At 72.7% G+C, this 17,195-nt stretch carries 12 protein-coding genes and 1 pseudogene; 8 read left to right on the top strand and 5 right to left on the bottom strand.

Annotated features, from left to right (window positions below; genetic code table 11):
• Positions 1–99 precede the first annotated feature (99 nt).
• The 7 genes from ABD329_RS33765 to ABD329_RS33795 all read left to right on the top strand — a co-directional run bounded on the left by ABD329_RS33765 (position 100) and on the right by ABD329_RS33795 (position 9,044).
• The gene (locus ABD329_RS33765; protein WP_198275905.1) at positions 100–1,077 is read left to right on the top strand and encodes a helix-turn-helix transcriptional regulator; all 978 of its coding nucleotides are present in this window, start codon (positions 100–102) and stop codon (positions 1,075–1,077) included.
• Between the two features lie 241 nt (positions 1,078–1,318).
• A complete protein-coding gene (locus ABD329_RS33770; RefSeq protein ID WP_198275904.1) occupies positions 1,319–2,371 on the top strand; it encodes a fatty acid desaturase family protein in 1,053 nt (350 codons plus the stop codon).
• A 223-nt stretch (positions 2,372–2,594) separates the two neighbouring features.
• Complete coding sequence (locus ABD329_RS33775; RefSeq protein ID WP_198275903.1) at positions 2,595–3,602, top strand: Lrp/AsnC family transcriptional regulator; 1,008 nt, start codon at positions 2,595–2,597, stop codon at positions 3,600–3,602.
• A gap of 120 nt (positions 3,603–3,722) precedes the next feature.
• On the top strand, positions 3,723–4,679 hold the full coding sequence (locus ABD329_RS33780; RefSeq protein ID WP_198275902.1) for a polysaccharide deacetylase family protein: 957 nt from the start codon (positions 3,723–3,725) through the stop codon (positions 4,677–4,679).
• Positions 4,676–6,004, top strand: coding sequence for an MFS transporter (locus ABD329_RS33785; protein ID WP_198275901.1), 1,329 nt, complete (start codon positions 4,676–4,678; stop codon positions 6,002–6,004). The genes ABD329_RS33780 and ABD329_RS33785 overlap by 4 nt, the downstream gene beginning before the upstream one ends.
• Complete coding sequence (locus tag ABD329_RS33790) at positions 6,004–6,825, top strand: SDR family NAD(P)-dependent oxidoreductase (RefSeq protein ID WP_198275900.1); 822 nt, start codon at positions 6,004–6,006, stop codon at positions 6,823–6,825. Before ABD329_RS33785 ends, ABD329_RS33790 begins: the two co-directional genes overlap by 1 nt.
• Entirely contained in the window at positions 6,822–9,044 is a 2,223-nt protein-coding gene (locus tag ABD329_RS33795) for a M20/M25/M40 family metallo-hydrolase (RefSeq protein ID WP_198275899.1), read from the top strand. The genes ABD329_RS33790 and ABD329_RS33795 overlap by 4 nt, the downstream gene beginning before the upstream one ends.
• A 598-nt stretch (positions 9,045–9,642) precedes the next feature.
• Here ABD329_RS33795 and ABD329_RS33800 read toward each other — a convergent pair.
• The 3 genes from ABD329_RS33800 to ABD329_RS33810 form a co-directional block, all read right to left on the bottom strand.
• Positions 9,643–10,083, bottom strand: coding sequence for an SRPBCC family protein (locus ABD329_RS33800; RefSeq protein ID WP_198275898.1), 441 nt, complete (start codon positions 10,081–10,083; stop codon positions 9,643–9,645).
• 72 nt (positions 10,084–10,155) lie between these two features.
• On the bottom strand, positions 10,156–11,499 hold the full coding sequence (locus ABD329_RS33805) for a carotenoid oxygenase family protein (protein WP_306420183.1): 1,344 nt from the start codon (positions 11,497–11,499) through the stop codon (positions 10,156–10,158).
• Positions 11,496–12,776, bottom strand: coding sequence for an MFS transporter (locus ABD329_RS33810; RefSeq protein ID WP_198280218.1), 1,281 nt, complete (start codon positions 12,774–12,776; stop codon positions 11,496–11,498). The genes ABD329_RS33805 and ABD329_RS33810 overlap by 4 nt, the downstream gene beginning before the upstream one ends.
• A 206-nt stretch (positions 12,777–12,982) precedes the next feature.
• Between ABD329_RS33810 and ABD329_RS33815 the strand changes: the two genes are divergently transcribed.
• The gene (locus ABD329_RS33815; RefSeq protein ID WP_198280217.1) at positions 12,983–15,649 is read left to right on the top strand and encodes a helix-turn-helix transcriptional regulator; all 2,667 of its coding nucleotides are present in this window, start codon (positions 12,983–12,985) and stop codon (positions 15,647–15,649) included.
• On the opposite strand, the pseudogene ABD329_RS48360 reads toward ABD329_RS33815, so the two are convergent.
• Together ABD329_RS48360 and ABD329_RS33820 are read right to left on the bottom strand one after the other, a co-directional pair.
• Positions 15,611–15,883, bottom strand: a pseudogene (locus ABD329_RS48360) (DUF2255 family protein); the annotation flags it as partial. The gene ABD329_RS33815 and the pseudogene ABD329_RS48360 sit on opposite strands and share 39 nt — an antisense overlap.
• Before the next feature lie 22 nt (positions 15,884–15,905).
• On the bottom strand, positions 15,906–17,195 hold a 1,290-nt coding region (locus ABD329_RS33820; RefSeq protein WP_486388705.1), incomplete at its 5' end, for a [protein-PII] uridylyltransferase family protein.

The raw sequence follows: 17,195 nt of genomic DNA on the forward strand, positions 1-17,195 counted from the left end.
CCACGTCCGGCCGGTTCGGTCGGTCGGGGCCGGGCACCGGCTGACGCTAGGGGAGTGGTGTGCCACGTGCTGTCAGGGTTTCCGGGCAGAATTGCGTCCATGTCCGCAGGCCGGTTGCTGTCGCTGTTGTTGTTGCTGCAATCCCGCGGCCGCGTCTCCGCCCGCGCCGTAGCCGGTGAGCTGGGGATATCCGTGCGGACCGCCTACCGTGACCTGGCACGCCTGCAAGCCGCCGGGATCCCGGTCTACGCCGAGCCGGGCCGCGGAGGCGGCTATCAGCTGCTCGAGGGCTATCGCACCCGCCTGACCGGGATGAGCGAGGGTGAGGCGAGGGCGCTGTTCTTCGCCGGGCTGCCCGGCCCCGCCGCCGACCTGGGGCTGACGGCGGAGGTGAGCGCGGCGCGGCTGAAGCTCCTGGCCGCGCTGCCGGCGCAACTGAGTGAGGAGGCGGCGCGGACCGCGGCGGTGTTCCACCTGGATGCCCCCGCCTGGTACCGGGAACCCGAACCGACCCCGCACTTGGCCGTGTTCGTCGACGCGCTGCTCACCGGGCGTGCGGTGGAGGTGCGCTACCGCCGCTGGCGCGCCCCGCAGGAGGTCAGCCGCCGTCTGCGCCCGTACGGCCTGGTGCTCAAATCCGGTGTCTGGTACCTCGTGGCCGCCGGGGAGAGCCGGATCGCCACCTACCGGGTCGCCCAGGTCCTCGACGCGGTGCTGAGCGAGGAGCGGTTCGACCGGCCGCGGGGATTCGACCTGGGCGCGTACTGGACCTCCTACCTCGAGGATTTCCAGGCACGCCGCTATACCGGCACCGCCACCATCCGCCTGTCCCCGCGGGGACGCCGGCGCCTGCCCGACAATGTCCCCCCGGAGGTGGTGCGGGCGGTGGACTCCACCGCGGTCCCCGTCGGCGACGACGGATGGATCGAGGCCGTCATCCCGACCGAGAGCACCGACCACGCCTGCGGCGAACTGCTGCGCCTCGGTACCGACATCGAAGTCCTCGCACCGGCCGAACTGCGCCAGGCCATGACCGCCACTGTGGGCGCACTCGCCCGGACCTACGGACTTCACTGACCGTGGATGCCCGGTTCGAGCCGGAACGGCCTCGCCGCGCGCACGCGAGAGCCGCGAACCAGGGCTCCATGATGCGTCCGGCTCGGGCCCGGTGCCGCTGAGGTGTCGCTAACCCCCTTCGGGTTCCTGGGGCTGGCCCCCCATGCGGACGGGGTGTTGACGCCATGGCGCCGGATGGCCCCCGGTCCGTACGTTTAAGCAGGTCAGAGCCTTGCTGACCGATTAAGGACCGGAGTCCTCCATGTCTCAGGCCACCGCGCCGCCCGCATCCACCGCACCCGTCGGCGCCACCGCGCAGCAGGGGAGTGAGTTCACCCCCCTGCTGCGGAAGGTCAGGGGGCAGGGGCTGCTGGAGCGTCGCAAGGGCTGGTACGCGCGGATGATCAGCGTGAACCTCCTCGCCCTGGCCGCCGTGGTGACAGGGTTCGTCCTCGCGGGGGACACCTGGTGGACCCTGCTGCTCGCCGTGCCGCTCGCCGTCCTGTCCGCGCGCACCGCCTACGTCGGCCACGACGCCGGGCACGCCCAGATCGCCGTCGGCCGCCGGGCGAACCGCGCCATCGGACTCCTCCACGGCAATCTGCTCCTGGGCATGAGCTACGCGTGGTGGAACGACAAGCACAACCGGCACCACGCCAACCCCAACCACATCGAGAAGGACCCGGACGTCGGCGCCGGCGCACTCGTGTGGACCACTGAGCAGGCCGCTGTGCGCCGGGGGTTCGCCCGGTGGGTCACCCGCCACCAGGCCTGGCTGTTCTTCCCGATGTTGCTGCTCGAAGGCATCGCCCTGAAGGTGAGCAGCGTCCAGGACCTGCGGCGGCAGCCGGCGCGCGAGCGGGCCGTCGAGGGCACGCTGCTGGCACTGCACCTGGCCGGTTACGCCGCCCTGCTGCTCACCTGCCTGCCGGTGGGCAAGGCCGTGGCGTTCGCACTGCTCCATCAGGCGCTCTTCGGGCTCCACCTGGGAATGGCCTTCGCGCCCAACCACAAGGGCATGGACATGCCCGACCCGGCGGGCGAGCGCTGGGGCCATCTGCGCCGCCAGGTCCTGACCTCGCGGAACGTCCGGGGCGGGCCGGTCACGGACTGGCTGCTCGGCGGGCTGAACTACCAGATCGAACACCACCTCTTCCCGAACATGCCCAGGCCCCACCTCAGGCTCGTACAGCCGCTGGTCCGGGAACACTGCCGCGACCTCGGGCTCCCGTACGCCGAGACGGGGCTGCTCGACTCGTACCGGCAAGGGCTGCGGCACATGCACACGGTCGGCGGTGCGGCCCGGCCCGAATGAGAGCGCCGGAGGCAACGCGTTGGCCCGGACCCGTGCCGGTGAACTTTTTCGGATGCTCGCATGACGTAATCCGTCACGCTCGACGACATCCGTTCACGCGCACCGGAACTGCGGGCGTTACCCCTTCGTAACCCCGGACGGTGCTGGATCACCTGGCTGTGACCAGGTGCGATGCAGGATTCCGTCATTGACGAGCGGAAAAGCGCTGATTAGCGTCCGCCCCATGAGCCACCGAACCCCCGTGGACACCATCGACGACCTGGACCGCCGTGTCATCGCGGCGCTCCAGCTCAACGGTCGCGCCCCGTGGAGCGCGGTGGCTCGCTGGGTGGGTACGAGCGAGACGACCGCCCAGCGGCGCTACAAGGCCCTGCGCGAGCGGGGAGTGCTGCGGGTCGTCGGCACTCTGGAGCTGGACCGCACGCGGGAGGGCTCTTCCATGCTGGTCCGGGTGCAGGCCAGGCCCGGCCGCGGGCTGGACCTCGCGGACCAGCTCGCCGTGAGTCCGGATGTGCGCTTCCTGGCCGTCGTCACCGGGGCCGCCGATCTCATCGTCGATTTCGTCGCGCGCGACAACGAGGAGATGATGCGGATGCTCTTCACCGACCTGCCCGGGGCCGACCTGATCACCAGCACCGAGGCGGTCGCCGTCATCCGTGCGTTTACCTCCGCGTCGATGTGGGACACCGGGCTGCTGCCCGTCGAGGCGGCCGCGGACCTGCGGCCCGCCTGCGTCGCGTCGTCGTGCGACCGCGCCGACTGGGACGAGGCGCCAAAAGCGCTGACCGGTCTGGAGCAGGAGGTCGCCGCGGCCCTCAAGGAGGACGGCCGCGCCCAGGTCAGCACCCTGGCCCGGAGCCTGGGCCATACCGAGTCCGGTGTCGCACGGGCCATGGACCGGCTCATATCCCGCGGCATCCTCCAGTTCCGGACACTCGTCGAACCGACCCTGCTCGGGTACGACGCGGAGTTCATGGTGTGGCTGTCGATCGAGCCCGACCGGCTCGACGCCGCGGGGCGGCAGCTCGCGCGGCATCCGGGAACCAAGTTCCTGGGCGCGGCGACCGGCCGCTTCAATCTCGTCGGGCACATGGTGCTGCCCCGCCGCACCGATCTGTTGCGCTACACCAGCGACATCATCGGGGCACTGCCCGGGCTGATCGCCTCCGACGTGACCTTGCACCTGGCCACCCTGAAGTACTCCTGGCACCGGATGGTCCGCGCCGTCTGAGCCCCGGCCGGTCGTCGGGCACACCGCCCGTGGCGGCCTTGGCCGTACCTTCAACCGCCCTTCTTCGCCCGCCTTCCTCGTCCGCCTTCTTCCCGTCCCCCGATCCTTGTGGAGACCACCATGCCCACAGACGACTTCGGCCTGCCCTCGGAGAGCTGGCGCTGGCCCGAGCACACCTGGCGCGGCCGTATCGACGCGGTCCGCGCCGGGCGGCGGCTGGTCCCCGACCGCTGGCCCGGCGGCGCCCGGGTCGCGGTCGCCCTCTCCTTCGACTCCGACCACGAGACGATCCCGCTGCGCGACGGCGAGACCAGCCCCGGCCGACTCGCCCAGGGCGAGTACGGCGCCCGCGCCGGCGCGCCACGGATCCTGGACCTGCTGGCCCGCTACGGCGTCCCGGCGACCTTCTTCATGCCGGCCGTCTCCGCCCTCGTCCACCCCGAGGAGGCCCGCGCCTACACCCGTGACGGGCATGAACTGGCCGTCCACGGATGGATCCACGAGCGCAACACGCTGCTGGGCCGCGAGGACGAGAAGGAACTCACGGCGCGCGCCCTCGAGACCCTCACCACGCTGACCGGGCGGCGCCCCGTCGGCATCCGCACCCCGTCCTGGGACTTCTCGGACTCGACCCTCGACATCATGCTCGAGCTGGGCTTCGCCTACGACTCCTCGCTCATGGCCGACGACGAGCCCTACGAGATCGTCAGCGAGGGCCGCCCCACCGGCCTGGTGGAGATCCCCGTCGACTGGATCCGGGACGACGCCCCGTACTTCACGATGGACCGCTACGGGTCCGTACGACCGCACAGCCGCCCGCGCGACGTACGGGAGATCTGGACCGACGAGTTCGACGCCGCGTACCGCGACGGCGGCGTCTTCCAGCTCACCCTGCACCCGCATGTCATCGGTCACCGCTCGCGCCTGGTGGCGCTGCGGGAACTCCTCGACCACATCGCCGCTCACCCCGGCGTCTGGTACGCGACGCACGCCCAGCTCGCCGACGTGGCCCGCGGTGTGCTGCACGGCCGGACCGCGGCCGGTTCCGCCGCCGACACCCCGGAGCACACACCATGAACACCGGATCCGCCACGCCCGCCGGCCCGCTGCGCGAGGACGGCGCCGCCCCCACCACGCTCCGGCTCAGCCGCGCCCAGCGCAAGGCCATCGTCGCCGGCACCATAGGCAACACCGTCGAATGGGTCGACTGGGCGCTGTACTCCATCTTCGCCAAGATCATCGCTGATGAGTTCTTCGCCAAGAGCGACGGCGCGGTGGCCCTGCTGTCCACGCTCGCCGTCTTCGCCGTCGGGTTCGTGATGCGGCCGGTCGGCGCCGCCGTGCTCGGCGCCTACGCCGACCGCCACGGACGCAAGAAGGGCATGACCCTCACGGTTGGCCTGATGGCGGGCGCCGGCTTCGTCATCGCGATCACCCCGTCCTACGACAGCATCGGCCTCGTCTCGCCGCTGATCCTGCTGCTCTCCCGGCTGGTGCAGGGCTTCTCCGCCGGTGGCGAATTCGGCTCCTCCTCCGCGTTCCTCGTCGAGTCGGCGGCTCGCGGCAGGCGCGCCTTCGCCGGGTCCTGGCAGCAGGTGTCGGTCGCGGGCGGCGTGCTCGTCGCCTCCCTCCTGGGGACGCTCGCTACCTCGACACTGAGCGACGACGCCCTGCACTCCTGGGGCTGGCGCGTCGCGTTCATCCTCGGCGGTCTGCTCGGACTGGTCGGCCTGTGGCTGCGGATCTCCGTGGCGGACACCGAATCCTTCGCCCAGGTCCAGGACGCCGGACGGACCCGCACCAATCCCGTCAAGGCCATGTTCGTGGAGCACCCCGCGGCCGCCCTGCGCGTCGCCGGCATCACCGTGGCGGGCACCCTCACCTATTACATCTGGGTCAACTACCTTCCCACGTACGCGAATCTGACCACCGGTATCCCGCTGAAGACCGCGCTGCTGTCACAGACCCTCTGTCTGGTCGTCTTCGTCATCGCGCTGCCCCTCATGGGCGTGGTCTCGGACCGCGTCGGACGCAAGCCGACCATGGCGGCGTTCGCGGGCGGCTTCGTCGTCCTCGCCTGGCCCCTGCTGCACCTGCTCGGCGACAGCTTCCTCAGCCTGTTCCTGGTGCAGCTCATCGGCATGCTGCTGATCCTCGGCTACTCCGCCAACTGCGCCGTCATCATGGCCGAGCAGTTCCCGCCGGAGGTGCGCGCCACCGGCATCGCCCTGCCGTACGCCCTGGCAGTCGCGATCTTCGGCGGCACGGCGCCCTATCTGACGACCTGGTTGCACGAGAGCGGCCACAGCGACCTGCTGTGGGTCTACGTCTCGGTGGCCTCACTGATCTCCCTCGTGGTCTACCTCACGATGCCGGAGACCAAGGACAAGGAGTTCAGCTGATGGCCCACATCCTCGTCACCGGCGCCGCGGGCGGCATCGGCGGGGCGATCGCCGAGGAGTTCGCCGCCCAGGGCGCGTTCCTCACCCTCGTCGACCGCGACCCCGCCGCGCTCCGGCGGACCGGGGCACGTCTGGGCACCCCCACCGCGACACGGGCCGCGGACCTGACCGACCCCGACGCGCCGACCGCCGTCGTCGAGGCCGCCTGGGCGGAGCACGGCCCGGTGGACATCCTCGTCAACGCGGCGGGCGTCTACCCCTCGCTCGACATGGCCGACGTGGACGCGGCGGCCTGGGACCGGCTGTTCGCCGTCAACCTGCGCGCCCCGGTCCTGGCGACCGCCGCCTTCGCCCGGCTCGCCACCGGGGACGGACGCCCCGGCTCGGTCATCAACATCTCCTCGGGTTCCGCGCAGCGCGCCCGCCCCGGCGGAGGCCCCTACGCCAGCTCGAAGGCCGCCCTGGAGATGGCCACCCGCGCCGCCGCCCTGGAACTCGGCGCGCACGGCATCCGCGTCAACGCGGTCAGCCCCGGCTTCGTCCCGGTGGCCAGCGACTGCAACCCCGTCTCCGCCCAGTACGCCGCGGCCATCGGCACCAACCCACTGGGCCGCCCGGGAACGCCGCGGGACATCGCGCGGGCGGTGCGCTGGCTCGCCGGCCCCGACGCCTCCTGGATCACCGGCGAGGTCCTGCGGGTGGACGGCGGATCCAGCACGGGCGCCCTTCACCTGCCCCGGATCTGGCAGCCCGACGACACCCGCGCCACCTTGTCCGGCCCCGTGCCGGCGGCCGCGACCACGGAAGGACACACCCGGTGAACGACACCCACCCGGAGAAGCCCGGATACACCGTCGTCGGCGCGGGAGCGATCGGCGGCACCCTCGCCTTCGCCCTCGCCCGCGCCGGCCACCCCGTCACCGTCGTCGACGCCGACCACGCCCACGTGGACGCCATCCGGGCCCACGGACTCGTCGTCGCGCGCGGCGGCACCCGGAAAAGCGTGCCGGTCACCGCGACGACCCCGGACGAGTTCGCCGGACCCCTCGGCCGCGTACTGCTGGCCGTGAAGGCACAGGCCACCGCTACCGCGCTCGACTGGATCGCGCCCCGGCTGGCCCCGGACGGCTACGTCGTCTCCCTCCAGAACGGCTTCAACGAGCCTTTGATCGCCCAGCGCGTGGGTGCCGCCCGCACCGTCGCGGCCTTCGTGAACATCTTCGCCGACGTCATCGAACCGGGCGTCATCCAGGACGGCGGCGCCGGAGCCCTCGTCATCGGCGAGCCCGACGGCGCGCCGGTCAGCCCGAGGGTCCGGGACCTGGTGGCCGACCTGCGCGGCTGGGGCCCGGCCGTGGCCAGTGACAACGTCGAGGGATATCTGTGGGCCAAGGCCGGGTTCGGCGCCATGCTCGCCGCCACCGCCCTCGCGGACGCCCCCATGGCCGACCTCATCGACCGGCACCGCCCCGCCATGGCCGCCCTGACGGGCGAGATCTTCGCCGTGTCCGACCGCCTCGGCGTCACCCTGGAGGCGTTCGACGCCTTCGAGCCGCACGCCTTCCGGCCGGGTGCGGACCCCGCTGCCCGGAGCGCCGCCTTCGACCGCCTCACCGCATGGCTGCGCACCCAGACGAAGGACCGCAGCGGTATCTGGCGCGACCTCGCCGTACGCCACCGGCCCGTCGAAGCCCCCACCCACTACACCGACGTCTTCCACCACGCGGCACGCGAAGGCCTGCCCACGACCCTGTTGCGCACGGTCGTGAACGGCCTTCGCCAACTGGAGGGCGCCGCACACGACATGTCGGAGTCACGGCTGGAGGAACTGGACCGCCTGGCCCAGGCCCCCGCACCCTCGCTTCCCCTCGACTCCGCACAGGCCGAAGCGGTCCGGCGATGGCTCGACACCCACCGCGAGGACATGGTCGCCGACCTCGCCGCCTACACCTCCCAGGGCAGCGCCAGCGACGACCTGGACGCACTGGACACCTGCCTCGGCTGGCTGCGCGACTGGCTCGACCGGCGCCTCGGCGCACCGGACGCCGAGGAGACCCTCGCGCGCGAGGAGACCGGAGACATCCTCGTCCGCCGCTACTCCGCCCGGGACACCACCACCCCGGACAACCGCCCGGTACTGCTCCTCGGGCACTACGACACCGTATGGCCGACCGGCACCCTCGACACCTGGCCCTTCCAGCGGGACGGCGACCGCATCAGCGGACCCGGCGTCTTCGACATGAAGGCCGGCCTCGTCCAGGCGGTCTGGGCACTGCGCGCCCTCGACGCACTCGGCCTGCCCCGCCCGGCCTGCACCGTGATGCTGAACGGCGACGAGGAGACCGGCAGCCTCGCCTCCCGCGACGCCATCGTGGAGGAGGCACGCGACAGCAGGCTCGCCATGGTCTTCGAGGCCGCCGCCGACGGCGCGATCAAGACCGCCCGCAAGGGCGTCGGACTGTTCACCGTCACGGTCACCGGCAGCGAGGCCCACGCCGGACTGGACCCGACCGCCGGAGCCAGCGCCGTGGACGAACTCGCCCACCAGATCCTGCGCCTGGCGGACCTGCGCTCCCCGGACGCGGGCACATCGCTGAACGTGGGCGTGGTGGCGGGAGGCACCCGCAGCAACGTCACGGCGGGGCACGCCGTCGGCCGCATCGACGTCCGCGTCGCCACCGCCGCCGAACAGAAACGCGTCGGAGCGGCCCTCGCCGCTCTGCGTCCCGTCGACCCGCGGACCCGCGTGGAGGTCACCGGGGGCTGGAACCGCCCTGTCTTCGAACGGACCGAAGGCGTCGCCGCGCTCGCCGACCTGGCACGCCGGTGCGCCGCGCTGCTCGGACTCGACCTGCCCGAGGCGTCGGTCGGCGGCGCCAGCGACGGCAACTTCGTCGTGGCCGAGGGCACGCCGGTCCTGGACGGTATCGGCGCGGTGGGCTCGGGCGCACACGCCCGCTCGGAGCACACCTCGGTGTCGGGCATGGTCACACGTGGGGCACTGGCCGCCACGGTGCTGGCGGCGCTGGCACTGGAGTGAACCTACTCGTGATCACGACTCACGGGAGAGGGCTCGCCGCAGCAGGGTCGTGGAGCGCGTCTTGCTCCTGCTGGGTCACCGGGCATTCCGTCGGCGGGAAGGATCCCCGCCGACTGCCTCTCCGCAGGTCACGGCCTGAGACGTCCCGAGGCGTCGCCAGTCGTCCACCACCGCACTCGATGCCCTCCGCTCGTCCGGCACTCTCGTGTTCGCTCGCCCCGCGGCACCCCTCCGGACGGCCGCGGCGGCCACTCGGCGTACCCGGCGGCGAGGCCCGATGACCAGCACCCACCCGATCCTGCACGACCCCCGGGGCCGTCTCGAGGCGGAACGCCCCCTCGACCGGGACCTTGTCGCCGCCCGCGCGGTGGCCGCCGACGTCCGCCGCACCGCCGACCAGTTGCCCGCGGACCATCCGGCCCGGGTGTTCGCCGAGGACGTCCTCGAGGACTCCCGCCGCCTGTCCAGAGCGCTGAAGGGCACCGCGCGCTGTGTCCAGGCCGCGCCCGGCTGGTCCGCGCACTGTACGGGCGCCTGGACCGCCTCACCGAAAAGATCGACAGCCCCGAGGCCGGTCCCGCGGCTGCGGGTTCGGACACTACTCCGCCGTCTTCTTCAGCGCGTCGAGCCAGGCGCTGAGCGAGTCGTCCAGCACGGCGGCGAGGTTGTCCCGGTCGGCGTCGACCGGCGTGCCCGCCCAGGACTCCCGGGTGCGGACCACGACGACGTCGCCGTCCTCGGTGAAGGTCCACTCGTGCAGGCCGGTGATGCCGTGCGCGAGGCCGCCCCACAGGATGCGGTGCGGGGCGTCGACCGCGTAGATGGTGGAGTTGATGGACATGCCCGCGGTCAGCCAGTGGAAGGTGGTGCCGGGGGCGATGGGGCCGTCGAGCCGGGCCTCGGTGATGGCGGGCTGCCAGTCGGGCCAGGAGCCGATCCTGGTGTGCAGCTGCCAGACCCGCTCGAGAGGCGCGGCGATCCGGATGGTGTGGCCGGCGACGATGGGGGCGTACTCGTCGATGGTCGTGGGGTAGGTCATGGCGGTTCCTCGGTGTCGGGGGGCCGGGCCGCCGCGGGGGAGTCGGCGGCGGACCGGGTGGCCGGGGGTGGGTCAGGCGGGCAGTCCGGAGTCGGGGATCCAGTGGCCGTGGATTCCGGCGGGCACCCTGCGGGGGAGTTCGACGGCGGCCACGGTGCTCAGGTCGCTCGCGTCCAGGACGAGCAGCTCCGAGGCGTCGGCCGTGAGGTCGCTGACGATGGTGAGCAGGTAGCCGTCGTCCTCGGCGGTCCCGCCCTCGGCGGGCGCGAAGACGGCCTCTCCGGGCATCCGGCCCCCGCCGTGCGCGAGGAGCTTCTCCTGGCCGGTCAGCGTGTCGAACTTGACGGTGTGGTAGCCCGAAAGGCCCGCGCCGGGGAAGGCGATGGCGTAGCTGTAGCGGTAGGCAGAACCGGTGTGGGCGTCGTTGATCGACGGGAACTCGGTGGCCAGGTCGTTGAGCGACTCCGTGGTGACCTTGCCCGTGGCCGGGTCGATGATCCACCGGTGGAAGGTCGAACCGGCGTCGGGGCTGGTGCCGTAGCCGGGAGCGCCGACCCACCACTTCCACGAGTTCTCCCAGGCGGAACGGTCGAAGCGCGGTGCTTCGAGGACGATCCTGCCCTGCGCGTCGGTGTAGGCGCCTGCGACGTGCAACAGCGCCGCCTGGTCGGGCGCCTCGAACCAGCTGGTCCTGCCCCCGGCGCGCGGCATCACACCGATGCGCAGCGGGACGTCGTCGTGCCAGCGGTAGGGGATGCCGGAGTGCTCGTCGTGGTCGAAGACCACTGGCGAGTCGATGAAGACGACGTGTTCGCGGGTGATGGCGAAGTCGTGCATGAGCGACGGGCCGGAGCCGTCGATGACCTGCGACGTGACGATGTCGCCGGAGGCGTCGGCCACGTAGTAGGTCAGGTACGGCGGAAACGGGCTGTAGCTGAAGAAGTGCAGCTCGCCGGTCTCCGGGTCCTCCTTGGGGTGGGCGGTCATCGCGCTGGTGAGTTTTCCACCGAAGTCGTGGACGCCGATCGTGTCGAGGTCGGCGCTGACCTCCCAGGGCAGGTTGGCCTCTTGCAGGGCCAGGTAGCGGCCCCCGTGGAAGATGATGTTGGTAGCGGCGGCGCTGACTTCGAGCTCGGTTCCGGTGAACGGCACGCCGTCCAGGAAGGGGGTGCGCACCCAGCGGTTGCGGTACCACTCGGCCCGGCCGCCCGCGAGGCGGACGCCGTGGATCATGCCTTCGCCGCGGAACCAGTGGGTGGGGGTGATGCCCGGCTTGGGGTTGTGACCGTTGCGGAAGTAGCGGCCGTTCAGCTCGGGTGGGAGGGTGCCGCGCACTTTCAGCTCGCGGCCGGTGATCTCATCGGTGACGGGGGTGAAGTGGCCGCTGATGTACGGCTTGTCGAGGGTCATGGTCATGCCTTTCGTGTCGAGAGAGCCGAGATGAGCAGGGTCAGGGCGGCGCAGGCCAGGAAGGCCGCGCCGAAGGAGGGGAGCAGGGTCAGGAAGGACAGGCCGATGGCGCCGCCGATCTGCCGGGTGGCGTTGACCAGCCCCCCGGCCAGGCCGTTGTCGGCGGCCGGGACGCCCGTGGAGGACAGCGCGGTGAGCCGGACGAAGGCCGGCCCCAGCCCGAGGCCGATCAGGAGCGTCGGGCCGAGCAGGTCCACAGCGAAGGTGCCGTCGGCCGGGGTCCGGGACAGCCAGGCCAGTCCGGCCGCGAGGACCAGCAGGCCCACGGGGAGCACATGACGGCCGGAGACCTTGCCGGTGGCCCACGACGAGAGGGTGATCACGAGGGCGAGGGGTAGCTGGGTCAGCCCGGCCTCCAAGGGGGAGTAGCCGAGGGTGCGCTGCTGGTAGAGCGGCAGGAAGTAGAACAGGCCCAGCCAGACCGCGCCCAGCAGGGCCATCAGCACGTTGGGCACCGCCACCACGCTCATGCGCGCGGGCAGCAGCGGGTCGGCGGCGCGGCGCTGGAGCACTGCGAACAGGCCGAGCAGCGCCAGACCGATCGCGGCGAGCGGCCAGGGCCCTGACAGGCCGTAGGTGAGCGCGACCAGCCCCGCCGTCACCGTCACCGCGCCCGGTGCGTCCAGGGACCCGCCGCGTGGCCGGTCGGCCCCGACCAGCAACCGGGCGGCCACCAGGACGGCCAGAGCGAGGGGCACCATCACGACGAACAGCGCACGCCAGCCGTACAGGCTGGTGAGCAGCCCGCTCAGCAGTACGCCCGCCGCCCCGCCGGCCCCGGAGACCGCGCCCCACACTCCGAGCGCGGTGCCACGCCGCCGCTTGTCGGAATAGCGCGTCAGCACGAGCGCCAGCGCAGTGGGCGCCAGCAGCGCGGCGCCGATTCCCTGCGCCGCCCGGCAGGCGATCAGCACGATCGTGGTGGGGGCCAGTGCCGCGCCCAGGGAGGAAAGGGCGAACAGGCCGATGCCGAGCAGAAAAACACGACGGAGGCCGTAGACGTCGCCCGCGCGCCCGCCCGGCAGCAGCAGCGCGCCGAAGACCAGTACGTAGGCGTTGACCGTCCACGCCTGGCCCGTATCCGACAGATCGAGCCCCGCCCGGATCTGGGGCAGTGCGACGTTCACGATCGAAGTGCTCAGCACGACCAGGAACTGGGCCGTGGCCAAAACCGCCAGCGGTATCCAGCCGGTGGTGGTCCGTTGCGGTGCGGTGCGGGTCATGGCTCGACACTCACAGCTGGCGTCCACCGCTCGCGTCGGTGATCATCGCCTATACGACGGTCATTCGCCCATACGACAGGGACCGCCTGCACGATGAGGACCGCCTGCACGACAGGGATCGCCTGTACGACTCCTCGCGGGAGACCTCACGTGACTGGGGTCTTCCCTGATTCCCCCGCGGCGCACGACCACATAGGTTTTCGGACATGCCCGGGACATACACGGATGTGCTGATCGGCCGTCAGGACGAAATACGCCGGCTCGACGGCCTGCTCCGAGCGGCGCGGGAGGGCCGGGGCGGCGCCCTGGTCCTGCGCGGTGAGCCGGGCATCGGCAAGAGCGCGCTGCTGCGGAATCTGGACGGGGCCGCGACCGGATTCCTCGTCATGCGGGCGTCCGGCGCGGAGTTCGAGATGGAGCTGCCGTTCGCCGCGCTGCACCAGTTGCTCGCGCCCGTCACCGGCCGGCTGATGGCGTTGCCCGCCCCGCACCGCAAGGCGCTGGAGATCGCTTTCGGCCTCGACACCGGCACACCCGATCCGTTCCTGGTCGGCGTCGCGTCGCTCGGCCTCCTGGTGGAGACCGTGCGGGAACGCCCGCTGCTGTGCGTCGTCGACGACGCACAGTGGCTGGACCAGGCGTCGGCCAAGGCGCTGGCCTTCCTGGCCCGCCGGGTCTCGGCCGAGTCGATCGCCCTGGTGTTCGCGGCGCGCGAGCCGGGCCCCCCGCACGAGCTGGACGGGCTGCCCGGCCACTCGCTTCGGGGCCTTGGCGAATCGGATGCCCGCGCGCTGCTGACCGCGGCGATCCGCGCCCCGTTGGACGAGCGGGTGCGCGACCGCATCCTGGCCGAGGCGCGCGGCAACCCCCTCGCGCTGGTGGAGCTCCCCCGGACCGCCGGACTCGCCGGGATGGCGGGCGGATTCGCCCAGCCCGACTCGGTACCCGGCGTGATCGAGCAGAGCTTCCGGTCCCGGCTGGAACCCCTGCCGCCGTCGGCCCGGCTGCTGGTGACCATCGCGGCCGCCGATCCGATCGGCGACCCCGGCCTGCTGTGGCGTGCGGCCGAGTTCCTGGGCATCGACGCGACCGCCGCCGCGGAGTCCGTCCCCCTGGTCGAGTTCGGCACCCGGATCCGGTTCAGCCACCCCCTCGCCCGCTCGGCGGCCTACCGCGCCGCGGGGCCGGAGGAGCGGCGCAGGGCGCACGAGGCGCTGGCCGCCGTGACCGACCCGGTCACCGACCCCGACCGGCGGGCCTGGCACCGTGCCCAGGCCAGTGCCGGCCCGGATGAGCAGGTCGCCGCCGAGCTCGAGGCCTCCGCCACCCGCGCCCAGGAACGTGGCGGTGTCGCGGCGGCGGCGGCCTTCCTCGAACGCTCGGCCGCGCTCACGATCAGCCCGCGCCGACGCGCCGAGCGGGTCCTCGCCGCGGTCCGGGCCAAGCTCTCGGTGGGTGACTTCGACACGGCGGCCGACCTGCTCACCACCGTGGCGACCGACGATCCGGGTCAGGCGGCCAGGGCCGACCTGCTCCGCGGCAGGCTGTCGTTCGTCCGCCGCCGGGGGGACGAGGGCCCCACGGCGTACCTCCTGCGTGCCGCCGCTCGGCTGGCCACCACCGACCCCGCCTGGTCACGGGAGTGCTATCTGGACGCCATCGAGATGGGCCTGCTGCTCGGCGGCCTCGACCACGTGGTGGAGGCCGCCGGGAAGGCCCCGCCGTCCCTCCAGCGGCCGGAATCCGGCGCGGCGGCGGTCCTGGCCGGTCTGATCAGCCTGGTGAGCGAGGGGCATCCGGCGGCGGGGAAGATCCTCGGGCCGGTCGTCGGCGATGTCGACGACGAGGTGTGGGCCCGCCGGCCGTCACTGGGCTTCATGCTGGCCATCGAGCTGTGGAACTTCGACGCCATGCGCTCCATCGCCGCCCGTGCCGTCACGGCCGGCCGGGTGGCGGGCTCCTTCCACGCGCTGCCCATCGGACTGTCCATGAAGGCCACCGCGACCGTGCACACCGGCGACTTCGGTGCCGCGATGGAGCTGATCTCCGAGCAGGAGGCGATCGCCGACGCCACCGGCGCGGCACCGCTGGTCTATCCCCGCCTCCACCTGGCCGCGCTGCGCGGGCGGCGCGAGGACGCCGTCGAACTGTTCGCGTCGGTGGATCACCGAATGACCCTCAGCGTGCAGTGGGCGACGGCCGTGCTCAGCAACGGCCTGGCCGACTACCCGGCCGCGCTGAGGGCGGCGAAGCAGGCGGTCGAGTACGGCGCCGTCAGCACGGCCGGCCTCGCCCTGCCCGAGCTGGTCGAGGCGGCCACCCGGTGCGGCGAGACGGAGGTCGCCGCCGAGGCCCTCGCGGCTCTCCGCGAGCGCACGCAGGCGGGCCGGCAGCCGTGGGGTCTTGGTGTCGAGGCCTGTGCTCGGGCCCTGGTGACCGAGGACGAGTCCGCCTACCAGGAGGCGATCGACCTGCTGGACGACGGCGCACTGGTCGTCTACCGCGCCCGGGCACATCTGCTGTACGGGGAGTGGCTGCGCCGTCGGGGCCGACGGCGTGACGCCCGGTCCGCGCTGCGACTGGCGCACGAGTCGCTGTCCGACCTCGGTGTGGAGGCGTTCGCCGAGCGCGCCGCGGGCGAGTTGCGCGCCACGGGTGAGAAGGCCCGCAGCCGCACATCGAAGGCGTCGGACCAGCTGACGATGCAGGAGGTGCACATCGCAGGCCTGGTCGCCGACGGCGCCACCTCCAAGGAGGTGGCGGCGAAGCTGTTCCTCAGCCCGCGGACGGTCGACGCGCACCTGCGCAACATCTTCCGCAAGCTCGGGCTCACCTCACGCAGGCAACTGCGAGAGCTGCCCGACATTCGTTAGCCGCATGGTGGTGGCCGCGGCCTCGTGCCCGTTCATCGACTCCACGGGGCCGGGCCGGCTCCGCCCGTACGTGGCCCGGTAGGCACCGGAGACGCGCCGGACGAGCCCGGGGTCGTCCACCGGCTGGAAGGTGACGGACAGCCGGACCCCGGCCGCCTCCAGCTCGGTGTCCGCCAGCCGCAGGACCCGGCGGTACCAGACACTGCGCCGTCCGAAAGCGGAGCGGACATACGCGTCCGCGTCGAGCGCGAGGCGGTCAGCTCTCGTAGCCGTAGAAGAGGCGTTCCGTCACGGCGCGGGCGCGGCGGGTCGTGCGGCGGTAGTCGTCCAGCATCTCGCCCACATGGCCCGGGGCGTAGCCCAGATGGTGGGCGACCGCGGCCAGTTCGCGGGAGTCTGTGGGGAAGGTGTCGCCCGGGCGGCCGCGCACCAGCATCACCGTGTTGCGCACCCGGGTCGCCAGCACCCACGCCCTGTCCAGGGTCTGGACGTCGTCGCCGCCGATCAGACCGGCGTCGTGCGCGGCGGCCAGGGCCCGGCGGGTGCGGGTGGTGCGCAGTCCCGGTTCCGCCGCGCCGTTGCACATCTGTAGGAGCTGCACCGTCCACTCCACGTCGCTGAGCCCGCCGCGGCCCAGCTTGGTGTGGGTGGCGCGGTCGGCGCCGCGGGGCAGCCGCTCGGACTCCATCCGGGCCTTGAGCCGCCGGATCTCGCGGATCGCGTCCTCGTCCAGCCCCTCGGCCGGATACCGCAACGGGTCGATCAGTTCGATGAAGCGTGCGCCGAGGTCGGGGTCGCCCGCGACCGGCTCGGCGCGCAGCAGCGCCTGGCTCTCCCAGACCAGCGACCAGCGGCGGTAGTAGGCGGCGTACGAGGCGAGGGAGCGCACCAGCGGACCGGACTTGCCCTCGGGGCGCAGATCGGCGTCGATGAGCAGGGGCGGGTCCACGGTGGCGGGCTGGAGGAGCCGCCGCATCTCGTTGGCCACCGTGAACGCGGCGCGGGAGGCTTCGTGTTCGTCGGCGCCCTCGCGGGGCTCGTGGACGAAGAGGACGTCCGCGTCCGAGCCGTAGCTCAGCTCATGGCCGCCGAACCGGCCCAGACCGATCACCGCGAAACGCGTTGGCAGCTCATCGCCCCAGGTGTCGCGGACGGCGGCACGCAGCGCGCCCGCCAGGGTCGCGGCGGTGATGTCGGAGACGGCGTCGCCGACCATGTCGACCAGCGCTCCCGGGCTCGCGGGCTGCTCGGGCAGGGCCGTACGGTTCGAGGGGCGGGCCGGGAGGTGGGGCTCGAAGTCGCGCACCGCGTCGGGGGAGCCGGCCGCGGGTCGCGCGCCGCGCGGGGCGGGTGGCGTCGGCGGGGTGGCCGGGGCGTTGTCGTCGCCGGGCGGCGGCCAGTTAACCGTGGGCCGTACCGCCCTGTCGGCCAGCCGCGCGCTTGCGATCACGTCCGCCGCGGCCGTGCGGAACAGCTCGCGGCGGCGCACCCGGCGCGCCGCCGCGCTCGCCTGCTCGGCCCCGCGGGCGCGGGCCCCCCGGGTGGC

Origin of the sequence: Streptomyces javensis, from assembly GCF_039525925.1 — a bacterium.
Taxonomy (GTDB): Bacteria; Actinomycetota; Actinomycetes; order Streptomycetales; family Streptomycetaceae; genus Streptomyces; species Streptomyces asiaticus.

What these genes read in the sequence shown, in the direction of transcription:
- ABD329_RS33765 (WP_198275905.1), top strand. Translation starts at nt 100, where the DNA reads ATGTCCGCAGGCCGGTTGCTGTCGCTGTTGTTGTTGCTGCAATCCCGC.
- ABD329_RS33770 (WP_198275904.1), top strand. Translation starts at nt 1,319, where the DNA reads ATGTCTCAGGCCACCGCGCCGCCCGCATCCACCGCACCCGTCGGCGCC.
- ABD329_RS33775 (WP_198275903.1), top strand. Translation starts at nt 2,595, where the DNA reads ATGAGCCACCGAACCCCCGTGGACACCATCGACGACCTGGACCGCCGT.
- ABD329_RS33780 (WP_198275902.1), top strand. Translation starts at nt 3,723, where the DNA reads ATGCCCACAGACGACTTCGGCCTGCCCTCGGAGAGCTGGCGCTGGCCC.
- ABD329_RS33785 (WP_198275901.1), top strand. Translation starts at nt 4,676, where the DNA reads ATGAACACCGGATCCGCCACGCCCGCCGGCCCGCTGCGCGAGGACGGC.
- ABD329_RS33790 (WP_198275900.1), top strand. Translation starts at nt 6,004, where the DNA reads ATGGCCCACATCCTCGTCACCGGCGCCGCGGGCGGCATCGGCGGGGCG.
- ABD329_RS33800 (WP_198275898.1), bottom strand. Translation starts at nt 10,083, where the DNA reads ATGACCTACCCCACGACCATCGACGAGTACGCCCCCATCGTCGCCGGC.
- ABD329_RS33805 (WP_306420183.1), bottom strand. Translation starts at nt 11,499, where the DNA reads ATGACCATGACCCTCGACAAGCCGTACATCAGCGGCCACTTCACCCCC.
- ABD329_RS33810 (WP_198280218.1), bottom strand. Translation starts at nt 12,776, where the DNA reads ATGACCCGCACCGCACCGCAACGGACCACCACCGGCTGGATACCGCTG.
- ABD329_RS33815 (WP_198280217.1), top strand. Translation starts at nt 12,983, where the DNA reads ATGCCCGGGACATACACGGATGTGCTGATCGGCCGTCAGGACGAAATA.